Here is a 16,014-nt window from a genome sequence, read left to right on the forward strand (position 1 = left end):
AACGGCAGCAGGTCCCACGCTCGTGCTCCTCGTGCGGTAGTCAGCGGGTCGTCCGGAATGCCCGCACAGGGTACCTGTCGAGGGCTGCCGCTGAGCTACCTGTCGTGCCTCAGTTCGCCGGGGCGAAGAAGTCGAATCCGCCGACGGTGTCGCCCACGGTGTTGAGCACCGGGTCGAGGAGACCGAGGTCCACGCTCACGTCGACCGGGTTGGACGTCGGGGGCAGCGCGGTCTCGGACTTCGGCGGCGTCGTGCTGCCGCTCGGCGGCGGGGTGGTCGACGAGCTCGGCGGCGCGGGCGTCTCGCTGGACGGCGGCGTGCTCGGGGTGGTCGTCTCGGTGGACGTCGGCGGCGTCGTGGAGGTCGAGGTCTCCGTGGACGGCGTCTGCGTCTGCTGGGTCTGCTGCTGCGTCGGACGCTTCTGCTCGGTCTGGACGTACGGCGCGACGCGCGTCGTCGGGTCCGAGGTCGTCGTCTCCGCCTGCTGCGTCTCGGTGGCGTCGGCCTGCTGCGTCTTGTTCGACGGCAGCTTCACGACGCCTTCGGTGCCGCCGCTCGCGACGCGGGCCTGGCCGCGCTCGTCGAACCGCACCTCGGCGAGGGGGCGCTCATCCGGCGAGGACAGCCAGGAGGAGGCGGCGAACGCCACGGAACCGCAGATGATGACGCCACCGCTGGCCGCGGCGGCCAGCTTGCCGACGGTGAACCCGCCGCGCTGCGTGTCGTCGGCACGGCCTTCACGGCGCAGCAGCTCGGTGATGTGCAGCTCCTTCATGGGCTGCTTCTTGAGCTTGCCGGGCACCTTGACCGGCTTGAACTTGACCGTCGGCTCGAACGCCTCTGGGGTGATGTCGTCGGTGATCACCGGGATCTCCGCGGTCTCCGCCTCGCGGCGGGCGATCAGCTCGGCGACCGACAGCTGTCCGGTCGACTCAGCGGATCCGGTCAACCGCCGACGATGGTCCTCAATCGACACCGCTCGTTCACCCTTCCAAGTTCGCGTTCGCGCACTGGCGGGAACATGGATACCGAATCGTGACCCGAGATGTAACCCCTTCGGGGGAATTTTCACGATCGAAACAGGGTTTCAGAGACGAACGGTCACCGTTCGACTGCGAACGGCGATCCCAGTTGGGCGCGACCTAACTCCGCTGCGCCGAAAGGACCTCGGTGCCGACGATCCGCGGCTGAGTGGTTGACGTGAGCCAGAAGAGCTGTTCGATCCGCAGCCAGCTGCCGTCCGCCTCCTGCATCGAGACGACCGCGAGCACCGATCCGTCCGGCCGCACCGACGTCTGGTCGACGTTGACCGTCCTGATGGTTCCCCAGGACTTCACGAACTCGGCGGGGCTCGCGCCGACCAGCTCCGGAGACAGCAGCTTGGCCGCCGCGCCGGGCTTGGTCGTGAGCAGCTCGTAGAACTTCTTCACCACGTCCACCTGCGGCAACGGGCCGACGGAGACCTCGGGCGTGGCCGAGTCGGCCGTCTCCTGCGCGCTGGGTTCCAGCAGCAACGCGGACGGCTGCGGCATGGGCACGGCGGTGCCGGTGGTCGGCACGGGCGGGCGTTCGTTCGGCAGCTGGGCCGAGAGGACGTCGGGTCGCAGGGCGCTCGACCCGGACAGCGCGACGGGCCGTTCGGAGACGGGCACGCCGGCGTTGTCGGGGCGCTTGCCCGCGAGGATCGCCGCACCCGCGATGGACGAGACGAGCACGATCGCGCCCGTCAGCAGCCCGGCGACCCGGCCGGCTCTGCTGGGCTTGGTGTCGCGCCTGCGGCGACCGGGCACGACGGGGATCACGGCCGTCGTGGCCGTCATGTTCTCCGTGGGGCCGAGCAGGGACGTGACCAGGGCGTCCGTGGCGGCATCCTCGTTGGAGAGGATGCGGATGGAGGTCGGCTGCTGCTTGATCAGCTCGGCCACGCTGATCGAGCCGGCGCGGTTGTGCCGCCGTCCGGTCGTCGCCGCGGGACGCTGCACTGCTCTGGCCTCCGTACTGTCCGTGTTCGCCTGAAGACGTACCGTGGCACTGCCCGAACACGCCAGTCTCCGGGTGAACTTCATCCGATCGTGGCGGCCGGCGGTGCCCAGCAAACGCTCGGCGGTGCTACTTACTACGTTCGGTAGCTCCGGCCGTGACCTTTAGCCACTTCAGCCACCGACCTTCAACCGTTCACCGTTGATGAGCGGGAGGTCGCCGAGGGTGAAGCTGAGCTCGCGCTGTTCGGTGCTGACCGAACCGTCCTTCTTCGTCACCTGGAGCAGGCTCACGGTGAGGCCCTTGCTCGGGTCGACGGCGATCTCCTTCACCTCGATCAGCGAGATGTCGGCGAGCCTGCCCTCCAGCAGCGCGCCGGCGTTCGAGCGCACGGTGTCCGTGGTCATGGCCAGCGCGGTGTCGGCGTTCGTCGCCATCTCGCGGTAGAAGTGCTCGGTCTGCGTGGCGATCTTGCCGCCGTCGACCACGGGGGCCTGCGTGACCGGCACGGTCGTGATGACCGGCGGCGCCGACCCGGACGGCTTGGGGGCGGGCGTTCCGCTCTGACCGGTGCCGGTGCCCGCGGGGGAGGACGTGCGGGTGCCCGTGCCCGGAACCGGGGCGCCCCTGCCGGTGTTCGCGGCGGACGGCTTCGTGCCCGTCGCGGACGGGCTGGTGCCGCCGGTGGGCAGCGCGGAGATGATCGGCACGTCCGACGGGTAGCCGGGCAGCCCGACCGTCTCGACCGCGCCGCCTCCGCCGACCAGCTTGGCCGCGGCGAAGCTCAGGCCCACGAGGACGAGGACCGACGAGACGACGGCGAACCAGGCGGCGCGCTTCCAGGTGCGCGGCGGCGTGACCGACGCGGGCACCAGGCCGATGTTGAACTTGCGCAGGCCATCGGTGTCCTGCAGCGGGTCGATCTGGCGGCGGCGGGGCAGCGGGATGCGATCGCCCCCGACGACGGGCCGCTGCGGCGGCGCGATCCCGTCGTCGAGTCGATGTTTGCCCGGCAGTTCGTCCATCCCGACACCCCTCTGCGACGCAATCAGAGTAGGGCCGTCTGGAGGTACCCAACCAACCAAAAGGGGGTGTTCAGGACGAGTGACACTCTTTTGTGTGAAGTTCCTACCTGGGTGGGAGTTGCGCTTGACCGCTGTTCAACTGCTTGCGGGTGTTCTGCACGCCGTTGAGCGCGACGAGACCGCTGCCGCCGGCGATCAGCGCGCCGATGATGTCGGCGCCCAGCGATGCGCCACCGGTGATCAGCAGGCCGATCACGGCTCCGGCGGTCGCGATGATGGCGGTCTTCCAGCGGCTGCGGACGAACTGCGCGACAGGTGCTCCGGACAGGCCCTTCTTGTTCGCGGCCGATCCGAGCATGCCCAGGTAAGCGTCGTGCGCCAAGGCGGCGAGCAGGCCGGCGATGGCGATCAGTGCGGCGATGAGGCCCATGACTCCAGTGTGCCTCCAGATTTTTTCGATGGACCATCCGTGATCGCCCTGATATCCGATTCGGGTGGACATGTTCTGGCACGACGACTGCCTCGAGCACGACGCCGGTGAGGGCCTGTGGGAGCTGCCGGGCTCCTGGCCGTGGCTCGACGTGGCCGAGCCGCACCCGGAGAACGCCGCGCGGTTGCGCACGTTCCGGCACGCGCTGACGCACGGCCCGGTGGCGCCGCACCTGACGTGGCACGAGGGGCGGCATGCGTCCGTTGACGAGCTTCTGCGCGTGCACACGGCCGGGTACTTGGACTCGTTGCGCGTGTCCGAGCGTGTGGCGCTGGAAGTGAACACGGTCGTAGGGCCGGAAACGTGGCGTGCGGCGTGCGCGGCGGCGGGAACGGCGTTGGCGGCGTTGGAGTCCGGCGCGCCCATCGCCTACGCGCTCGTGCGTCCGCCGGGCCACCACGCGCAGCCGGACATGGCGGACGGCTACTGCTTCGTGAACAACGCGGCGCTGGTGGCGGAGACCGCGCGGCGCCAAGGGAAGCGGGTCGCGGTCCTGGACTGGGACGTGCACCACGGCAACGGCACGCAGGAGACGTTCTACGACCGCCCGGACGTGCTGACGATCTCGGTGCACATGCGGCACGGCGCGTGGGGCACGAACCACCCGCAGACGGGCGCGCCATCAGAAGTGGGTGCCAACGGCAGGAACGTGAACATCGAACTGTCGCTCGGTGCGGGCGACACGGCGTACATGCGCGCGCTCGACGAGATCGCTTTCCCTCTGCTGCGCGACTTCCAGCCGGACCTGTTGGTGTGCGCGTCCGGGTTCGACGGGTCGGCGTTCGACCCCAACGGCCGGCACAACCTCACGGCGGACGGGTACCGCGAGATCGGCAGGAGAGTGGCGTCGTCCGGGACGCGGGTCGTGCTCACCCAGGAAGGCGGCTACCTGCGCGGCTACTCGGCGTTGTGCCTGCACGCGCTGGCCGAGGGGCTGCTGCGGCTGCCGGAGCCGTTGCTCGGGGACCCGCTGGCCTACGTGCCGGACGACACCCAGCTGGTCGACGCCGACCTCGACCGGGTCCGCGCGGCGCTGAAGCCTTTTTGGCCCGGCGTGCTGTGACGCCGGGCCACCACTGGTGGAACTACCTACCGAGCGGGCCGCGGCCCATCTTGAGCAGGATCATCGCGAGGTCCTTGCCCTCGGGGCCGAGCGGCTTGTAGCGGTTGAGCACGTCGATCTCGCGGTTGTGCACGATCTTCGTGCCGCCGGCCGCCATGCGGGCCGCGCCGATGATCTTGGATACCTCGACGCGCCGTTGCACGAGGCGAAGGATCTCCGCGTCGAGGTGGTCGATCTCCTCGCGCAGCTCGTTGATGTCGGGTTCGGTGGTGGTGTCCATCACTGGTTGACCTCTCGGGGAACTTCGAGTCCTTGGCCCGGAAGCGACGAAGCCCCGGGGTCCGATGGACTCCGGGGCTTCGTGGTTGGCTTTGTCAGCGCTGGACGACCACGGGAGCCGGAGTCCGGTTCCCGTAGAAAAACTCGAAGTACGTCGCGCGCATGGCCCTAGTCTGCCACAGAATGAGTTCCTAGGCTGCCGTCGTCTCACATAGCGACCACCGGGAGTCATGTTGAAGTACGCACTCGGCGCAACCGCTGCTCTCGCGCTGTCCGTCGTGGTCATCCCCGCCGCCTCGGTCGTGCCGGCCGTCTCGGCGGAACCGGACTTCGCCACGATCGCGCTCACCGCGGGCAAAGGCTGGTCCGGAACGGGCAGTTGGAGCACCAGACCGGGCCAGTACCGGCAGGAGTTCACCGTCGGCATCACCAACACGGCGGGTCACGAGGAGCAGGGGCTCGACCTCTTCGTCTCGTTCCCGACCGACCGGCTAGACGTCACCTCCTACGAGGGGCGCGGCTGGGACTGCTGGGACGTGAACGACGGTCCCGGCGCCGAAGGTCTCAGGTGCACGCAGAACCACCTGATCGTGGACAAGGAGGCGTGGCCGGCGCTGAAGATCCACACCAGCGTCGTCAAGTGGGAGCACTACAACGACAGCATCGACGTGTACGCCGAGGCAGGAGGACATGCCAAGGTGCACGCCGGGCAGTTGTTCAAGATCGACACCAGCACCTGATCGAACAGGTTTCTCGAACACATGGTCGGGCGGTACCGGATTTGTCGGTGCCGCCCGGTACCGTGGATGGACGATGAGCGCCTTGTTCGACTTGCCCTCAAGTCCCCCCGTTTCCCGCGCGGGCCACCTGCTCGACGACCTGAACCCCGCGCAGCGCCGTGCCGTCGAGCACGCCGGTTCGCCCCTGCTCGTGGTGGCGGGCGCCGGCTCCGGCAAGACGCGCGTCCTCACCCGGCGGATCGCGTACCTGCTCGCGGAACGTGACGTGCACCCCGGCCAGATCATGGCCATCACGTTCACGAACAAGGCGGCCGCCGAGATGAAGGAGCGCGTCGCCGACATGGTGGGCGCGCGCGCCCGTTCGATGTGGGTGTCGACGTTCCACTCGATGTGCGTCCGCGTGATGCGCCGCGACGCCAAGACGCTGGGCCTGTCGTCGAACTTCTCGATCTACGACAGCGACGACACCCGCCGCCTCATCACCCTCGTCGCGCGAGACCTCGACCTGGATCCGAAGAAGTACGCGGCCCGCACCCTCGCCGTGCACATCTCGAACCTCAAGAACGAGCTCATCGACCCGGAGACCGCCACCGCCCAGGCCACCAACGACCTGGAACGCCGCGTGGCCGAGGTCTACACGGTCTACCAGCGCCGCCTGAGCGAGTCGAACTCCCTCGACTTCGACGACCTGATCATGAGGACCGTCGAGCTCCTGCAGACGTTCCCGGACGTGGCCGAGCACTACCGCCGCCGCTTCCGGCACGTCCTGGTCGACGAGTACCAGGACACCAACCACGCGCAGTACACGCTGGTGCGCGAGCTCGTGGGCAAGGCGGGCGGCGAGCTCCCGCCGGCCGAGCTCTGCGTGGTGGGCGACGCCGACCAGTCGATCTACGCCTTCCGCGGCGCGACGATCCGCAACATCGTGGAGTTCGAGCGCGACTACCCGGACGCGACCACGATCCTGCTGGAGCAGAACTACCGCTCCACCCAGAACATCCTGACGGCGGCGAACGCCGTCATCTCCCGCAACCCGAACCGCCGCGACAAGACGCTGTGGTCCGACCTCGGCGAGGGCGAGAAGATCGTCGGCTACGTCGCCGACAACGAACACGACGAAGCGGCGTTCGTCGCCAACGAGATCGACCACCTGGTCGACAGCGGCGAGGTCAACAACTCCGAGATCGCCGTCTTCTACCGCACCAACAACCAGTCGCGGGTCTTCGAGGAGATCTTCATCCGCCTCGGCCTCCCGTACCGGGTGGTCGGCGGCGTCCGCTTCTACGAGCGCCGCGAGGTCCGCGACGCCCTCGCCTACCTGCGCACGCTGGCCAACCCGGAGGACACGGTCTCGCTCCGCAGGATCCTCAACGTCCCGAAGCGAGGAATCGGCGACCGGGCGGAAGCCTGCGTCGCCACCTACGCCGAACGCGAGCGGATCAGCTTCGCCGCGGCCCTCCGCGAAGCCGTCGAAGACCGGGTCCCGCTCCTGAACCCGCGCTCCCGCAACGCGATCGCGGGCTTCGTGGAGATGATGGACCAGCTCGGCGAAATGGTCGCGCGCGAAGACGACGTGGCCGACATCCTCGAAGCCGTCCTCGAAAAAACGGGCTACCGCACCGAACTCGAAGCCAGCGAGGACCCGCAGGACCACACGAGGATCGAAAACCTCAACGAGCTGGTCACCGTCGCCCGCGAGTTCACCGAACTGGAACTCCCGGAGGGCGCCGACCCGGTCCCGTCCCTCCCGGCGTTCCTGGAACGCGTCTCCCTGGTCGCGGACGCCGACTCGATCCCGGACGCGGACTCCGACGGCGTGGTCACCCTGATGACCATCCACACCGCCAAGGGCCTCGAATACCCGGTCGTCTTCAGCACGGGCTGGGAAGACGGCGTCTTCCCCCACATGCGAGCCCTGGGCGACCCGGCGGAACTGGCAGAAGAACGCCGCCTCGCCTACGTGGGCATCACCAGAGCCCAACGCCGCCTCTACCTCTCCAGAGCGCTGGTCCGCTCGGCCTGGGGCCAACCGTCAGCCAACCCGGCGAGCCGCTTCCTGGGCGAAATCCCGCAGGACCTGCTCGACTGGCGCCGAGTAGAACCCTCCCGCGCAGCCCCGACAGCAGCCACCACCTGGGGCCGCTCAGCCTCAGGCGGCATAGCCTCGCGCGGCCTGAGCCGCCCAGCCCCGGGCAAGGCGGGCTGGAAGGACGCCCCGGCCATGAAGCTGGAAGTGGGCGACCGAGTGACCCACGACAAGTACGGCCTGGGCCGGGTAGTGGCCGTGGACGGCGCGGGCCTGCGAGCCACCGCCACCATCGACTTCGGAGGCTCGGGCACGGTCCGCCTGATGCTCATCGGCAGCGTCCCGATGACCAAGCTCTAACCAGCCACACACGCAGCCACGACCAAGGCCTGCGACCGCCAGCCCACCAGGGCGGGGTCGCAGGCCTTGGTGGTGTTTGGGCGGCCTGCGGGTGTGGTGCGCGCGGTGGATGGGGGCGGTGGACGGCGGGTGCGGTGGATGCGATGGGCGGGGGTGGTGGATTGGTGTGTGGTGGATGGGCGCGGTGGACGGCGGGTGCGGTGGATGCGATGGGTAGGGGTGGTGGATGGGTGCGTGTGGTGGATGGGTGCTGTGGACGGCGGGTGCTGTGGACGGCGGGTGCTGTGGGCGCGGCGGGCGCCTGCCAGGACGACGCAAAGGGCCAGCGAAGCCGAAGGCGAGCCACCACAAGTCCCGCGAGGCCGAAGGCGAGCCGTCTTTCCCATACGCGCCGGGTGGGGTGGCTTCGTCACGAGTCGTGCCACAGCTCTCGCTGCACCTGAGGAGGGGTGTCAAACCGCCACGCTCTTCGGCGGTTTGACACCCCTCCTCAGGTGTGGCCCGCTCTTGGCTCGACTCGTGACGAAGCCACCCCACCAACGCAACCAACCTACGAAACAGCAAGCCGCCCAACACAAACAGGCGTGCCATCTACCTGCCGAGGGCGCTGGCCCCGGCTTTTGATCAGATTGGCGGGGTCCGGGGCAGCGCCCCGCGCACGAAACAGGAACCCGCCCACACCAACGCGCCCACCCGCAAACCCGCACACCAAACGCACCCCAACTTACGGAACGCCAACGACCCGCAGACACAAGTCACAACCCACCCCGAACCGGACCACCCCCACCCGCCCTGACCAGCAGCTTCACCAAATCTTGGGAAAATCCGCAGAAATCCGGAAAACCAGCGCAACGACTGCCGGGTAGGTGCGTCTATGTGGGTGTCGCAAGCAGCACAGCCGTGGAACGTTCGGGGCGGTCCACAGCACAACGAGCAGCCTGCAGACGAAGGGGAGCGAAGGGACGGCGGGGGCCCAACTTCGCGGCGAAGTGCGGCCGGACCGAACGGGAGAGCGGTCCGGCCGCACTGTCCAACCAGGCCGCTCGGCCACGGCCGAGCAGGATCGACGCAGGTCAGCATGCCTGCGTTCAAAAATTGTCAGACCCTCCGAGCAGAATCGTCCGCATGAGGCAGAACCCCCAGCGGAAGAGCTCAAGATGGATCACGTACTGGCCGGCGCCCTGCACGAACGTGTGTTCGCAATCCTCAACCAGCTGGAATCCCCGGACACCATCAGGCTGGTCGAAGCCTGGCGCACTCTGTTGCGCCACCACGAACCAACGGAGAGCGGGGCCTGCAAGGCGTGCGGCCCACGCTGGCGCAGGCACATGTGCTCGGTCTGGCGGGTAGCGGCGACCTACTTCGTCCACGAAGTCTGAGCCACTCGAACCGGCCCCGCGTCCTCGACCCGCAAGGCCACCTGAGACCCACTGGCCGACTCGGGCCACTCGCAGTCAGCCCGAAATCCACAGCCAACTCGAGGCCACTCGCAGTCGGCCCTGAACTCACAGCCGACTCGGGACCACTCGTGGTCAACCTGGAGCCGGCCTGGGGCGGTGCTGGAGCGACGCTAGAGGCTCCTGGGCCGCAAGAGCCCCCTGAGGCGATGAACCCCACCACACCCACCCCTGGAGGTGGCGAAGCCCGAGAACGCCCGTCAGAAAGCTACTGAGCCGTAGTTCAACAAAATCCGAACCAGGAGCCGCGACCCGAAACCAAACAAGCCGCAGCCCGAACCTCAAAGCCCGCGAACCCACCCAAAGCGCGAACCGAAGGTCCGCAACCTGGAGCGAGGGTCAGACGGTAACGCCGCGCTCATTCAGCCAGCCCAGCGGGTTGATCTTCTGGCCGCCCGGGTTCCACACCTCGAAGTGCAGGTGGGGACCGGTCGAGAAGCCGCGGTTGCCCATGCGGGCGATCTGCTGGCCGGCCTTGACCTGCTGGCCTTCCTTGACGCTGTACGTGTCGACGTGGCCGTAGACGGTGATGGTGCCGTCCTCGTGCTGCACGCGCACCCAGAGGCCGAAGCCGGAGGCCGGGCCCGCCTCGATCACGACGCCGTCGGCGGCGGAGAGGATCGGGGTGCCGATGGGGCCGGCGATGTCGATGCCGAGGTGCATGGTGCCCCAGCGGCCGCCGTAGCCGGAGGTGAAGTCGCCGGCCGCGGGGCGGACGAACTTCGGGCGCTTCTTCTCGGCCTCGACGGCCTCGCGCTCGGTGGTGAGCTGCTGACTGCGCAGGAGCTTGGCGGCCTCCGCGGAGCCCTCTGACGTGGTCTTGGAGACCGCGAGGATCTGCGGGGCGGGGGCGGTGTCGCCGCCGACGCCGTCGAAGGTCGCGGCGCCACCGGAGTGGTTCGCGAGCTGGACGTCGGTGCTGTCGTCGGTGGCTGCCTGGCCGAGTTGGCCGGCGCCTGCCGCGGCGAACGCGCCTACGGCGACTGCGGCGACGACGATGCGTCCGCGAAGCGCCGACGGTGGCGGGGGGAGCCGGTGGGAGCTGACCGGACGCACGGATGCGCGGTCGACTGCCTCTTCAAGCGCAGCACTGCGTTCATGGCCGCCGGGGGAGCGGTGGTGACTCAAAGCTTGCCCTTCCGCCTTCGGGGAGCCTGATCGGGCGGACAACCGGGCGGGGGATTCCCGGCGAGTCAGGATTCGGGGTTCTGACTCGGTGTCCTTCTGTGATCAGACCGTGACAACGGACCGGGGGACAGTAACGGCGCGGAGGCTCGGAGGGCAAACCCCAGTTCGTTATGTCCTGCGAACGGGCGGCAACCAGCGGGTTTCAACTGTCAACTGTGACTGTCGGTCAGGCCAGGGGGCCGACACGCCTCACCACCGGCGGCGATGGGGTGAGTTGACAAGTCATCCGATCGGGTGATGGCCGTCACAACTACGTGAAGAGTCCTCGTGTCAACCGGCAAAGAAAGGTGACCTGAATCACGTATCTGGTGCTCTTCGACGAGTAACGACGAGTGCTCCAGCCGGGCGTTGCGCTGCGGCACGATGATCTGATCCATCTCCGACCACACCACCACGAACCGGGTGCGGCACGGGCGGCACGGTTCGGCCAACTCGGACAGCAGCTCCGAACCCGGACGCAGCTGCCGCGTCAGGGGCGTCGGCAGCAGGTAGGCGGCGAGCGTGCCGCTGTGGGGCGTCCCCAAGGTCACGAGTGTGCGAACTCGTGAGTCGCCGTGCAGCCGTTGTACGTAATACCTGGCGATGAGCCCGCCGAGTGAATGGCCGACCACGTGCACCTGATCGGATCCGGTCTGCTCGCAGATCCGCTCGATGTGCGCGCCCAGCAGCGCGGCGGAACGGCGGACGTCACCGGTCAACGCCGTCAGCACGCTGTAGTTGATGGCGTGCACCACCCCGAAGCCCCGCCTTCGCAGAGCCCCCGACAGCACCGCGAAGGCGGAACGGTTGTCCCCGATGCCGTGCACCAGCACGATCGGGGTGCCCGCCGCGTCCATCGCCGAAACCATCAGGCCGCGCTGCCGGGGCGGCAGGCCGTCGGTGCGGTAGTGCCGGTACTGGCCTTCCGGCCGGAGCTGCTCCGTGATCGCGCCCCACGGGTAGAGCACCGCGTGGGCCGTCAACCAGGCCGCTTCCATGGCGACGCCGCGCATGCCGCCGGGCGTGGCCATCGCCCGCAGCGCCACCTTGACCTCTTCCGCGACGTCACGGGCCGTGTGCACGCCCCACCCGGCACGGTCCAGCGCCGCGTCGGTCAGACGCGTGAGCCAGGACCGGCCGTTGTCGCTCATATGAGCGACGGTAAGTGATGAAGTCACGACCTAGGAGTACCCAGCGGATGTTTTCCACACGCGAACGAATTTCGTCTTGATAGGAAGCCCAAGGTCACACGCAGTGCTGCTCAGGTCTTGCTAGGTTCGCCCGCGATGACTCGCACCGAGCTCGACAACCAGACCCCGGCGGCCGCCAGGCTGCGCACGTCCTGGGCCCTCGCCGCGGCGGGTGGTCTCCTGCTCGCCCTCGGCCCGCTGCTCGGCGTGGTCGACGGCGCGGACCCCGCCTTCACGTCGTGGCCGCTGCTCGCCCTCCTCGCGCTCGCACCGCCCGCCGCCGCGGGCGTGCTGCTGATGCGCGGGCGTCCGTTCGTGGCCGCCGGACTGATCGCCGCCACCGGCGTCTTCGCGGTCGGCCGGCTGCTGAGCGACGCGCAGGTCTTCCTCGACGCCATGGACGTGGCCAGGCCGGAGCTCTTCCGCCCCACCACCCTCGTCGCCGTCACCCCGGCCCTCGGCGTCTGGCTGCTGATCGCGGGCCACCTGCTCACCATCGCGGCGGGCGCGCTCTCGGCCGGTCGCGCCGGCATGCCCGCCGACGAGTCGGAACCACCGACCCTGGTCGCCATCCCGGTCTTCATCTCGCTGTTCGCCGCGGTCGGCCTGCTGGGCAAGCCGTTCACCTCGACCGACCCGTTCCAGCTCGACCGCGGCCCGTGGGACCTGCCCACCGTCGGCCTCATCGGCGGCCTGCTGATCGCCGTGGCCGTCCCCCTGGCCACCGCGCTCGCCGCCAGCTCCCCCGACCCGGACACCCGCGAGGGCGGCACGTTCGGCGTCTCCCTCTCCCTGCTCGCCGTCGTGGTCCCGCCGCTGGCGGCCGGCACCGTCGCGACGGGCCTCGGCGTCACCGGCGGCTCGGTGACCGCCTTCACCGTCGCACTGCTCCTCCCCGGCGTCCCCCTCCTCGGCCGCACGGCGCGACTCCTGCGCGGCGAGCGCGACGCGACCCGGGACCCCGAACTCCCCACTCCCAGGCGCATGCACGTCGCCGCCGGCGTCTTCGCCGTACTCGCTGCAACCGCGATGCTCGTCGGCGCATTCCTGCCGCAGCTGACTCTTTCCACCGGGGGCGCGGCACCCGATCTCGCGTCGGTGAGCCTGCTGTGGGTGGCCGGGCTCGCGTTCGGCGCGCTCGGGCTCCTCCTGCTGGTGCCCGCGACGGCCGCGACCGTGCGTCCGGCGCTGATCGGCGGCCTCTTCGCGATGCAGCTCGCCGCGGCGGGCATCGTCGAGGTGGTGACGGCGGCGAGTCAGGTGGGCGTCGCCCAGCCCGGCGCCGGGTTCTGGCTGATGGTGGTCGAGGCCCCGCTCGGCCTGCTGGCGCTCGCGTGCGCCGGCCTCGCCTCCGCGATCGAACGCGAGAACCTGGGCGAGACGAAGAGGGACCAGCTGCCGGTCGCCGAACTGGGCGCGCTCCTGCTCGCCGGCCTCTTCTCGGTCGGCGCCTTCGCCCTGCCGACGATGAAGGGCGACGAGTACACGTCGCCCACGTTGATCCCGGACAACGACCCCGCCGTGTCCTGGACCCTGCTGCTCGCCCTCACAACGCTGATCATCACGCTCGTGGCCGTGTCCCGGTCGAGGCCCGCTCGTGGCGCCGCGTCGCTCGTGGGCCTCGCGCTGCTGATGGGTGTCCGCGCACTCGAACTGCCGCTCACGGGCGACCGCGTCGAGGGCGCCACCGCGGCACCCGGCACGTGGCTCGCGCTGGCGGCGATCGCGGCTCTGCTGATCGCGGCGGGCTTGATGGGCAGTCGTGCGAACCGCTGAAAACGTGTCCTACAACTCGTGTTTCCTTATACCGCGCGCGTACGCGTGATCGACCTCACCGCCGTTGAGACCGACCTCACCGGTGGTGACGTGCGAGCGGTACCCGCAGGTCGATAGTGTCTGGGCCCAGCCGCGTCAAGTGGGTTCGCTTGGCCCCTTGAGGACCACCCAGGCGCGGTGTTGTGTTCCGACACCGACGTCGCAGGAGACCCGAGTGGACCTGTACGAATACCAGGCGAAGGACCTCTTCGCCGCCCACGGCGTCCCGGTACTGCCGGGCGATGTGGCCACCAACCCCGCCGACGCCAAGGCCATCGCCGCCAAGTTCGGCCAGGCAGTCGTCGTCAAGGCCCAGGTGAAGACCGGCGGCCGCGGCAAGGCCGGTGGTGTGAAGCTCGCTTCCACCCCCGAGGAGACCGAGGAGAAGGCGACCGCCATCCTCGGCCTGGACATCAAGGGGCACATCGTTCACCGCGTGCTGGTGACGCCCGCCTCCGACATCGCGGAGGAGTACTACTTCTCCTTCCTCCTCGACCGCGCCAACCGCACCTTCCTCGCCATGGCGAGCGTCGAGGGCGGCATGGACATCGAGGAGGTCGCGGCCACCAAGCCCGAGGCCCTCGCGAAGATCGCCATCGACGCCATCAAGGGCGTCGACGAGGCCAAGGCCCGTGAGATCGCGGACGCCGCGAACTTCCCGGCCGAGGTCAAGGACCAGGTCGTCGACACCATCGTGAAGCTCTGGGAGACCTTCGTCTCCGAGGACGCCACGCTGGTCGAGGTCAACCCGCTGGTCCGCGACCCGCAGGACAAGATCGTCGCCCTCGACGGCAAGGTCACGCTGGACGAGAACGCCGACTTCCGCCACCCGGCCCACGCCGAGCTGGTCGACAAGCAGGCGGAGAACCCCCTCGAGGCGAAGGCCAAGGAGAAGGGCCTCAACTACGTCAAGCTCGACGGCGAGGTCGGCATCATCGGCAACGGCGCCGGCCTGGTCATGTCGACCCTGGACGTCGTCGCGTACGCCGGTGAGCAGTACGGCGTGAAGCCCGCGAACTTCCTCGACATCGGTGGCGGCGCGTCCGCCGAGGTCATGGCCAACGGCCTGGACGTCATCCTCGGCGACGAGGCCGTCCGCTCGGTCTTCGTCAACGTCTTCGGTGGCATCACCGCGTGCGACGCCGTGGCCAACGGCATCGTGAAGGCGCTGGAGATCCTCGGCGACTCGGCCACCAAGCCGCTCGTCGTCCGCCTGGACGGCAACAACGTGGAGGAGGGCCGCGCGATCCTCGCCGAGGCCAACCACCCGCTGGTGACCGTTGTCGACACGATGGACAACGCGGCCGCCAAGGCCGCCGAGCTCGCGGCTGCGGGGGTCTGAGTCAGATGGCTATCTTCCTCAACGAGAACAGCAAGGTCATCGTCCAGGGCATGACCGGTGCCGAAGGCACCAAGCACACCAAGCGCATGCTCGCGTCCGGAACGAACATCGTCGGTGGCGTGAACCCGCGCAAGGCGGGCGAGAAGGTCGACTTCGACGGCACCGTGCTCCCGGTCTTCGGCACCGTCAAGGAGGCCATGGAGGCCACCGGCGCGAACGTGACCGTGATCTTCGTCCCGCCGGCCTTCTCGAAGGCCGCCGTGGTCGAGGCCATCGACGCCGAGATCGAGCTCGCGGTCGTCATCACCGAGGGCATCCCGGTGCACGACACCGCGTACTTCTGGGCGCACGCCGTCGCGACGGGCAACAAGACCCGCATCATCGGCCCGAACTGCCCCGGCATCATCAGCCCCGGGAAGTCCAACGCCGGCATCATCCCCGCGAACATCGCGGGCAGCGGCAAGATCGGTCTGGTGTCGAAGTCCGGCACCCTGACCTACCAGATGATGCACGAGCTCAAGGACTTCGGTTTCTCCACCGCGATCGGCATCGGTGGCGACCCGATCATCGGCACCACGCACATCGACGCCCTCGAGGCCTTCCAGGCCGACGACGAGACCGTCGCGATCGTGATGATCGGTGAGATCGGTGGCGACGCCGAGGAGCGCGCGGCCGCGTACATCAAGGAGAACGTGACCAAGCCGGTCGTCGGCTACGTCGCGGGCTTCACCGCTCCCGAGGGCAAGACCATGGGCCACGCCGGCGCCATCGTCTCCGGCTCGGCGGGCACCGCGCAGGCGAAGAAGGAGGCCCTCGAGGCCGCCGGCGTCAAGGTCGGCAAGACGCCGTCCGAGACCGCCTCGCTCATGCGGGAGATCATGCAGTCGCTCTGAGAACGCCAAGGTTTCTCAGGGTTGCTGAGTTCCTGATCTCAGACACGTACGGCAACGCGAAGGCCAGACTCCGAGTAGTTTCGGGGTCTGGCCTTCGCTCGTATGGCGGAACCGAGATGATCGGTCCATCGTCCTAGTAGCGGGTCGCACTGCTAGCGTCACTCGACGCACCCTGGTTTGAGGAGGA

The 16,014-nt window shown here is 68.9% G+C and carries 14 protein-coding genes; 7 read left to right on the forward strand and 7 right to left on the reverse strand.

The features are described 5' to 3' along the window. Positions 1–109 precede the first annotated feature (109 nt). From ACQEU1_RS30345 to ACQEU1_RS30360, 4 genes are all read right to left on the reverse strand, one after another. Positions 110–949 carry a hypothetical protein gene (locus ACQEU1_RS30345; protein ID WP_433208965.1) on the reverse strand — a complete coding sequence of 280 codons (840 nt, stop codon included), beginning with the start codon at positions 947–949 and terminating at the stop codon, positions 110–112. Between the two features lie 193 nt (positions 950–1,142). Beyond that, the gene (locus tag ACQEU1_RS30350) at positions 1,143–1,982 is read right to left on the reverse strand and encodes a hypothetical protein (protein WP_433208968.1); all 840 of its coding nucleotides are present in this window, start codon (positions 1,980–1,982) and stop codon (positions 1,143–1,145) included. Between the two features lie 171 nt (positions 1,983–2,153). Further along, positions 2,154–3,005, reverse strand: a complete 852-nt coding sequence (locus ACQEU1_RS30355) for a hypothetical protein (RefSeq protein ID WP_433208971.1) — start codon at positions 3,003–3,005, stop codon at positions 2,154–2,156. A 103-nt stretch (positions 3,006–3,108) separates the two neighbouring features. Beyond that, complete coding sequence (locus ACQEU1_RS30360; RefSeq protein ID WP_433208974.1) at positions 3,109–3,435, reverse strand: hypothetical protein; 327 nt, start codon at positions 3,433–3,435, stop codon at positions 3,109–3,111. Positions 3,436–3,505: 70 nt separating this feature from the next. Between ACQEU1_RS30360 and ACQEU1_RS30365 the strand changes: the two genes are divergently transcribed. Continuing rightward, positions 3,506–4,558, forward strand: a complete 1,053-nt coding sequence (locus ACQEU1_RS30365; RefSeq protein ID WP_433211867.1) for a histone deacetylase — start codon at positions 3,506–3,508, stop codon at positions 4,556–4,558. A gap of 22 nt (positions 4,559–4,580) precedes the next feature. Here ACQEU1_RS30365 and ACQEU1_RS30370 read toward each other — a convergent pair whose 3' ends face one another. Further along, entirely contained in the window at positions 4,581–4,838 is a 258-nt protein-coding gene (locus ACQEU1_RS30370; RefSeq protein ID WP_433208977.1) for a chorismate mutase, read from the reverse strand. Between the two features lie 229 nt (positions 4,839–5,067). Between ACQEU1_RS30370 and ACQEU1_RS30375 the strand changes: the two genes are divergently transcribed. The 3 genes from ACQEU1_RS30375 to ACQEU1_RS30385 all read left to right on the forward strand — a co-directional run bounded on the left by ACQEU1_RS30375 (position 5,068) and on the right by ACQEU1_RS30385 (position 9,342). Further along, positions 5,068–5,577 carry a hypothetical protein gene (locus ACQEU1_RS30375; RefSeq protein WP_433208980.1) on the forward strand — a complete coding sequence of 170 codons (510 nt, stop codon included), beginning with the start codon at positions 5,068–5,070 and terminating at the stop codon, positions 5,575–5,577. Positions 5,578–5,650: 73 nt separating this feature from the next. Further along, positions 5,651–7,963 (forward strand): DNA helicase PcrA, encoded by a 2,313-nt coding sequence (gene pcrA, locus ACQEU1_RS30380; protein WP_433208983.1) that lies wholly within the window; start codon positions 5,651–5,653, stop codon positions 7,961–7,963. Positions 7,964–9,120: 1,157 nt separating this feature from the next. Further along, positions 9,121–9,342: a hypothetical protein gene (locus ACQEU1_RS30385; protein WP_433208986.1), complete on the forward strand. Its 222-nt coding sequence runs from the start codon at positions 9,121–9,123 to the stop codon at positions 9,340–9,342. Positions 9,343–9,759: 417 nt separating this feature from the next. On the opposite strand, the gene ACQEU1_RS30390 is transcribed toward ACQEU1_RS30385, so the two are convergent. Both ACQEU1_RS30390 and ACQEU1_RS30395 read right to left on the reverse strand, forming a co-directional pair. After that, positions 9,760–10,476, reverse strand: a complete 717-nt coding sequence (locus tag ACQEU1_RS30390) for a M23 family metallopeptidase (protein WP_433208989.1) — start codon at positions 10,474–10,476, stop codon at positions 9,760–9,762. Positions 10,477–10,757: 281 nt separating this feature from the next. Beyond that, on the reverse strand, positions 10,758–11,738 hold the full coding sequence (locus tag ACQEU1_RS30395) for an esterase/lipase family protein (protein ID WP_433208992.1): 981 nt from the start codon (positions 11,736–11,738) through the stop codon (positions 10,758–10,760). A 135-nt stretch (positions 11,739–11,873) separates the two neighbouring features. On the opposite strand from ACQEU1_RS30395, the gene ACQEU1_RS30400 reads away from it, so the two are divergent. The 3 genes from ACQEU1_RS30400 (at position 11,874) to sucD (ending at position 15,827) form a co-directional block, all read left to right on the forward strand. Continuing rightward, a complete protein-coding gene (locus tag ACQEU1_RS30400) occupies positions 11,874–13,553 on the forward strand; it encodes a hypothetical protein (RefSeq protein ID WP_433208995.1) in 1,680 nt (559 codons plus the stop codon). 214 nt (positions 13,554–13,767) lie between these two features. Next, positions 13,768–14,934, forward strand: a complete 1,167-nt coding sequence (gene sucC, locus ACQEU1_RS30405) for an ADP-forming succinate--CoA ligase subunit beta (protein WP_285643199.1) — start codon at positions 13,768–13,770, stop codon at positions 14,932–14,934. 5 nt (positions 14,935–14,939) lie between these two features. Next, positions 14,940–15,827 (forward strand): succinate--CoA ligase subunit alpha, encoded by an 888-nt coding sequence (sucD, locus tag ACQEU1_RS30410; RefSeq protein ID WP_433208998.1) that lies wholly within the window; start codon positions 14,940–14,942, stop codon positions 15,825–15,827. The last annotated feature ends 187 nt before the right edge of the window (positions 15,828–16,014 follow it).

It is taken from the genome of Lentzea sp. CA-135723, from assembly GCF_050936595.1.
In the GTDB taxonomy this organism is placed as follows: Bacteria; Actinomycetota; Actinomycetes; order Mycobacteriales; family Pseudonocardiaceae; genus Lentzea.

Bases quoted from the DNA above. Each gene is read 5' to 3' on its own strand.
- ACQEU1_RS30355 (WP_433208971.1), bottom strand. From the start codon at position 3,005: ATGGACGAACTGCCGGGCAAACATCGACTCGACGACGGGATCGCGCCG.
- ACQEU1_RS30360 (WP_433208974.1), bottom strand. From the start codon at position 3,435: ATGGGCCTCATCGCCGCACTGATCGCCATCGCCGGCCTGCTCGCCGCC.
- ACQEU1_RS30365 (WP_433211867.1), top strand. From the start codon at position 3,506: ATGTTCTGGCACGACGACTGCCTCGAGCACGACGCCGGTGAGGGCCTG.
- ACQEU1_RS30370 (WP_433208977.1), bottom strand. From the start codon at position 4,838: ATGGACACCACCACCGAACCCGACATCAACGAGCTGCGCGAGGAGATC.
- ACQEU1_RS30375 (WP_433208980.1), top strand. From the start codon at position 5,068: ATGTTGAAGTACGCACTCGGCGCAACCGCTGCTCTCGCGCTGTCCGTC.
- pcrA (WP_433208983.1), top strand. From the start codon at position 5,651: ATGAGCGCCTTGTTCGACTTGCCCTCAAGTCCCCCCGTTTCCCGCGCG.
- ACQEU1_RS30385 (WP_433208986.1), top strand. From the start codon at position 9,121: ATGGATCACGTACTGGCCGGCGCCCTGCACGAACGTGTGTTCGCAATC.
- ACQEU1_RS30395 (WP_433208992.1), bottom strand. From the start codon at position 11,738: ATGAGCGACAACGGCCGGTCCTGGCTCACGCGTCTGACCGACGCGGCG.
- ACQEU1_RS30400 (WP_433208995.1), top strand. From the start codon at position 11,874: ATGACTCGCACCGAGCTCGACAACCAGACCCCGGCGGCCGCCAGGCTG.
- sucD (WP_433208998.1), top strand. From the start codon at position 14,940: ATGGCTATCTTCCTCAACGAGAACAGCAAGGTCATCGTCCAGGGCATG.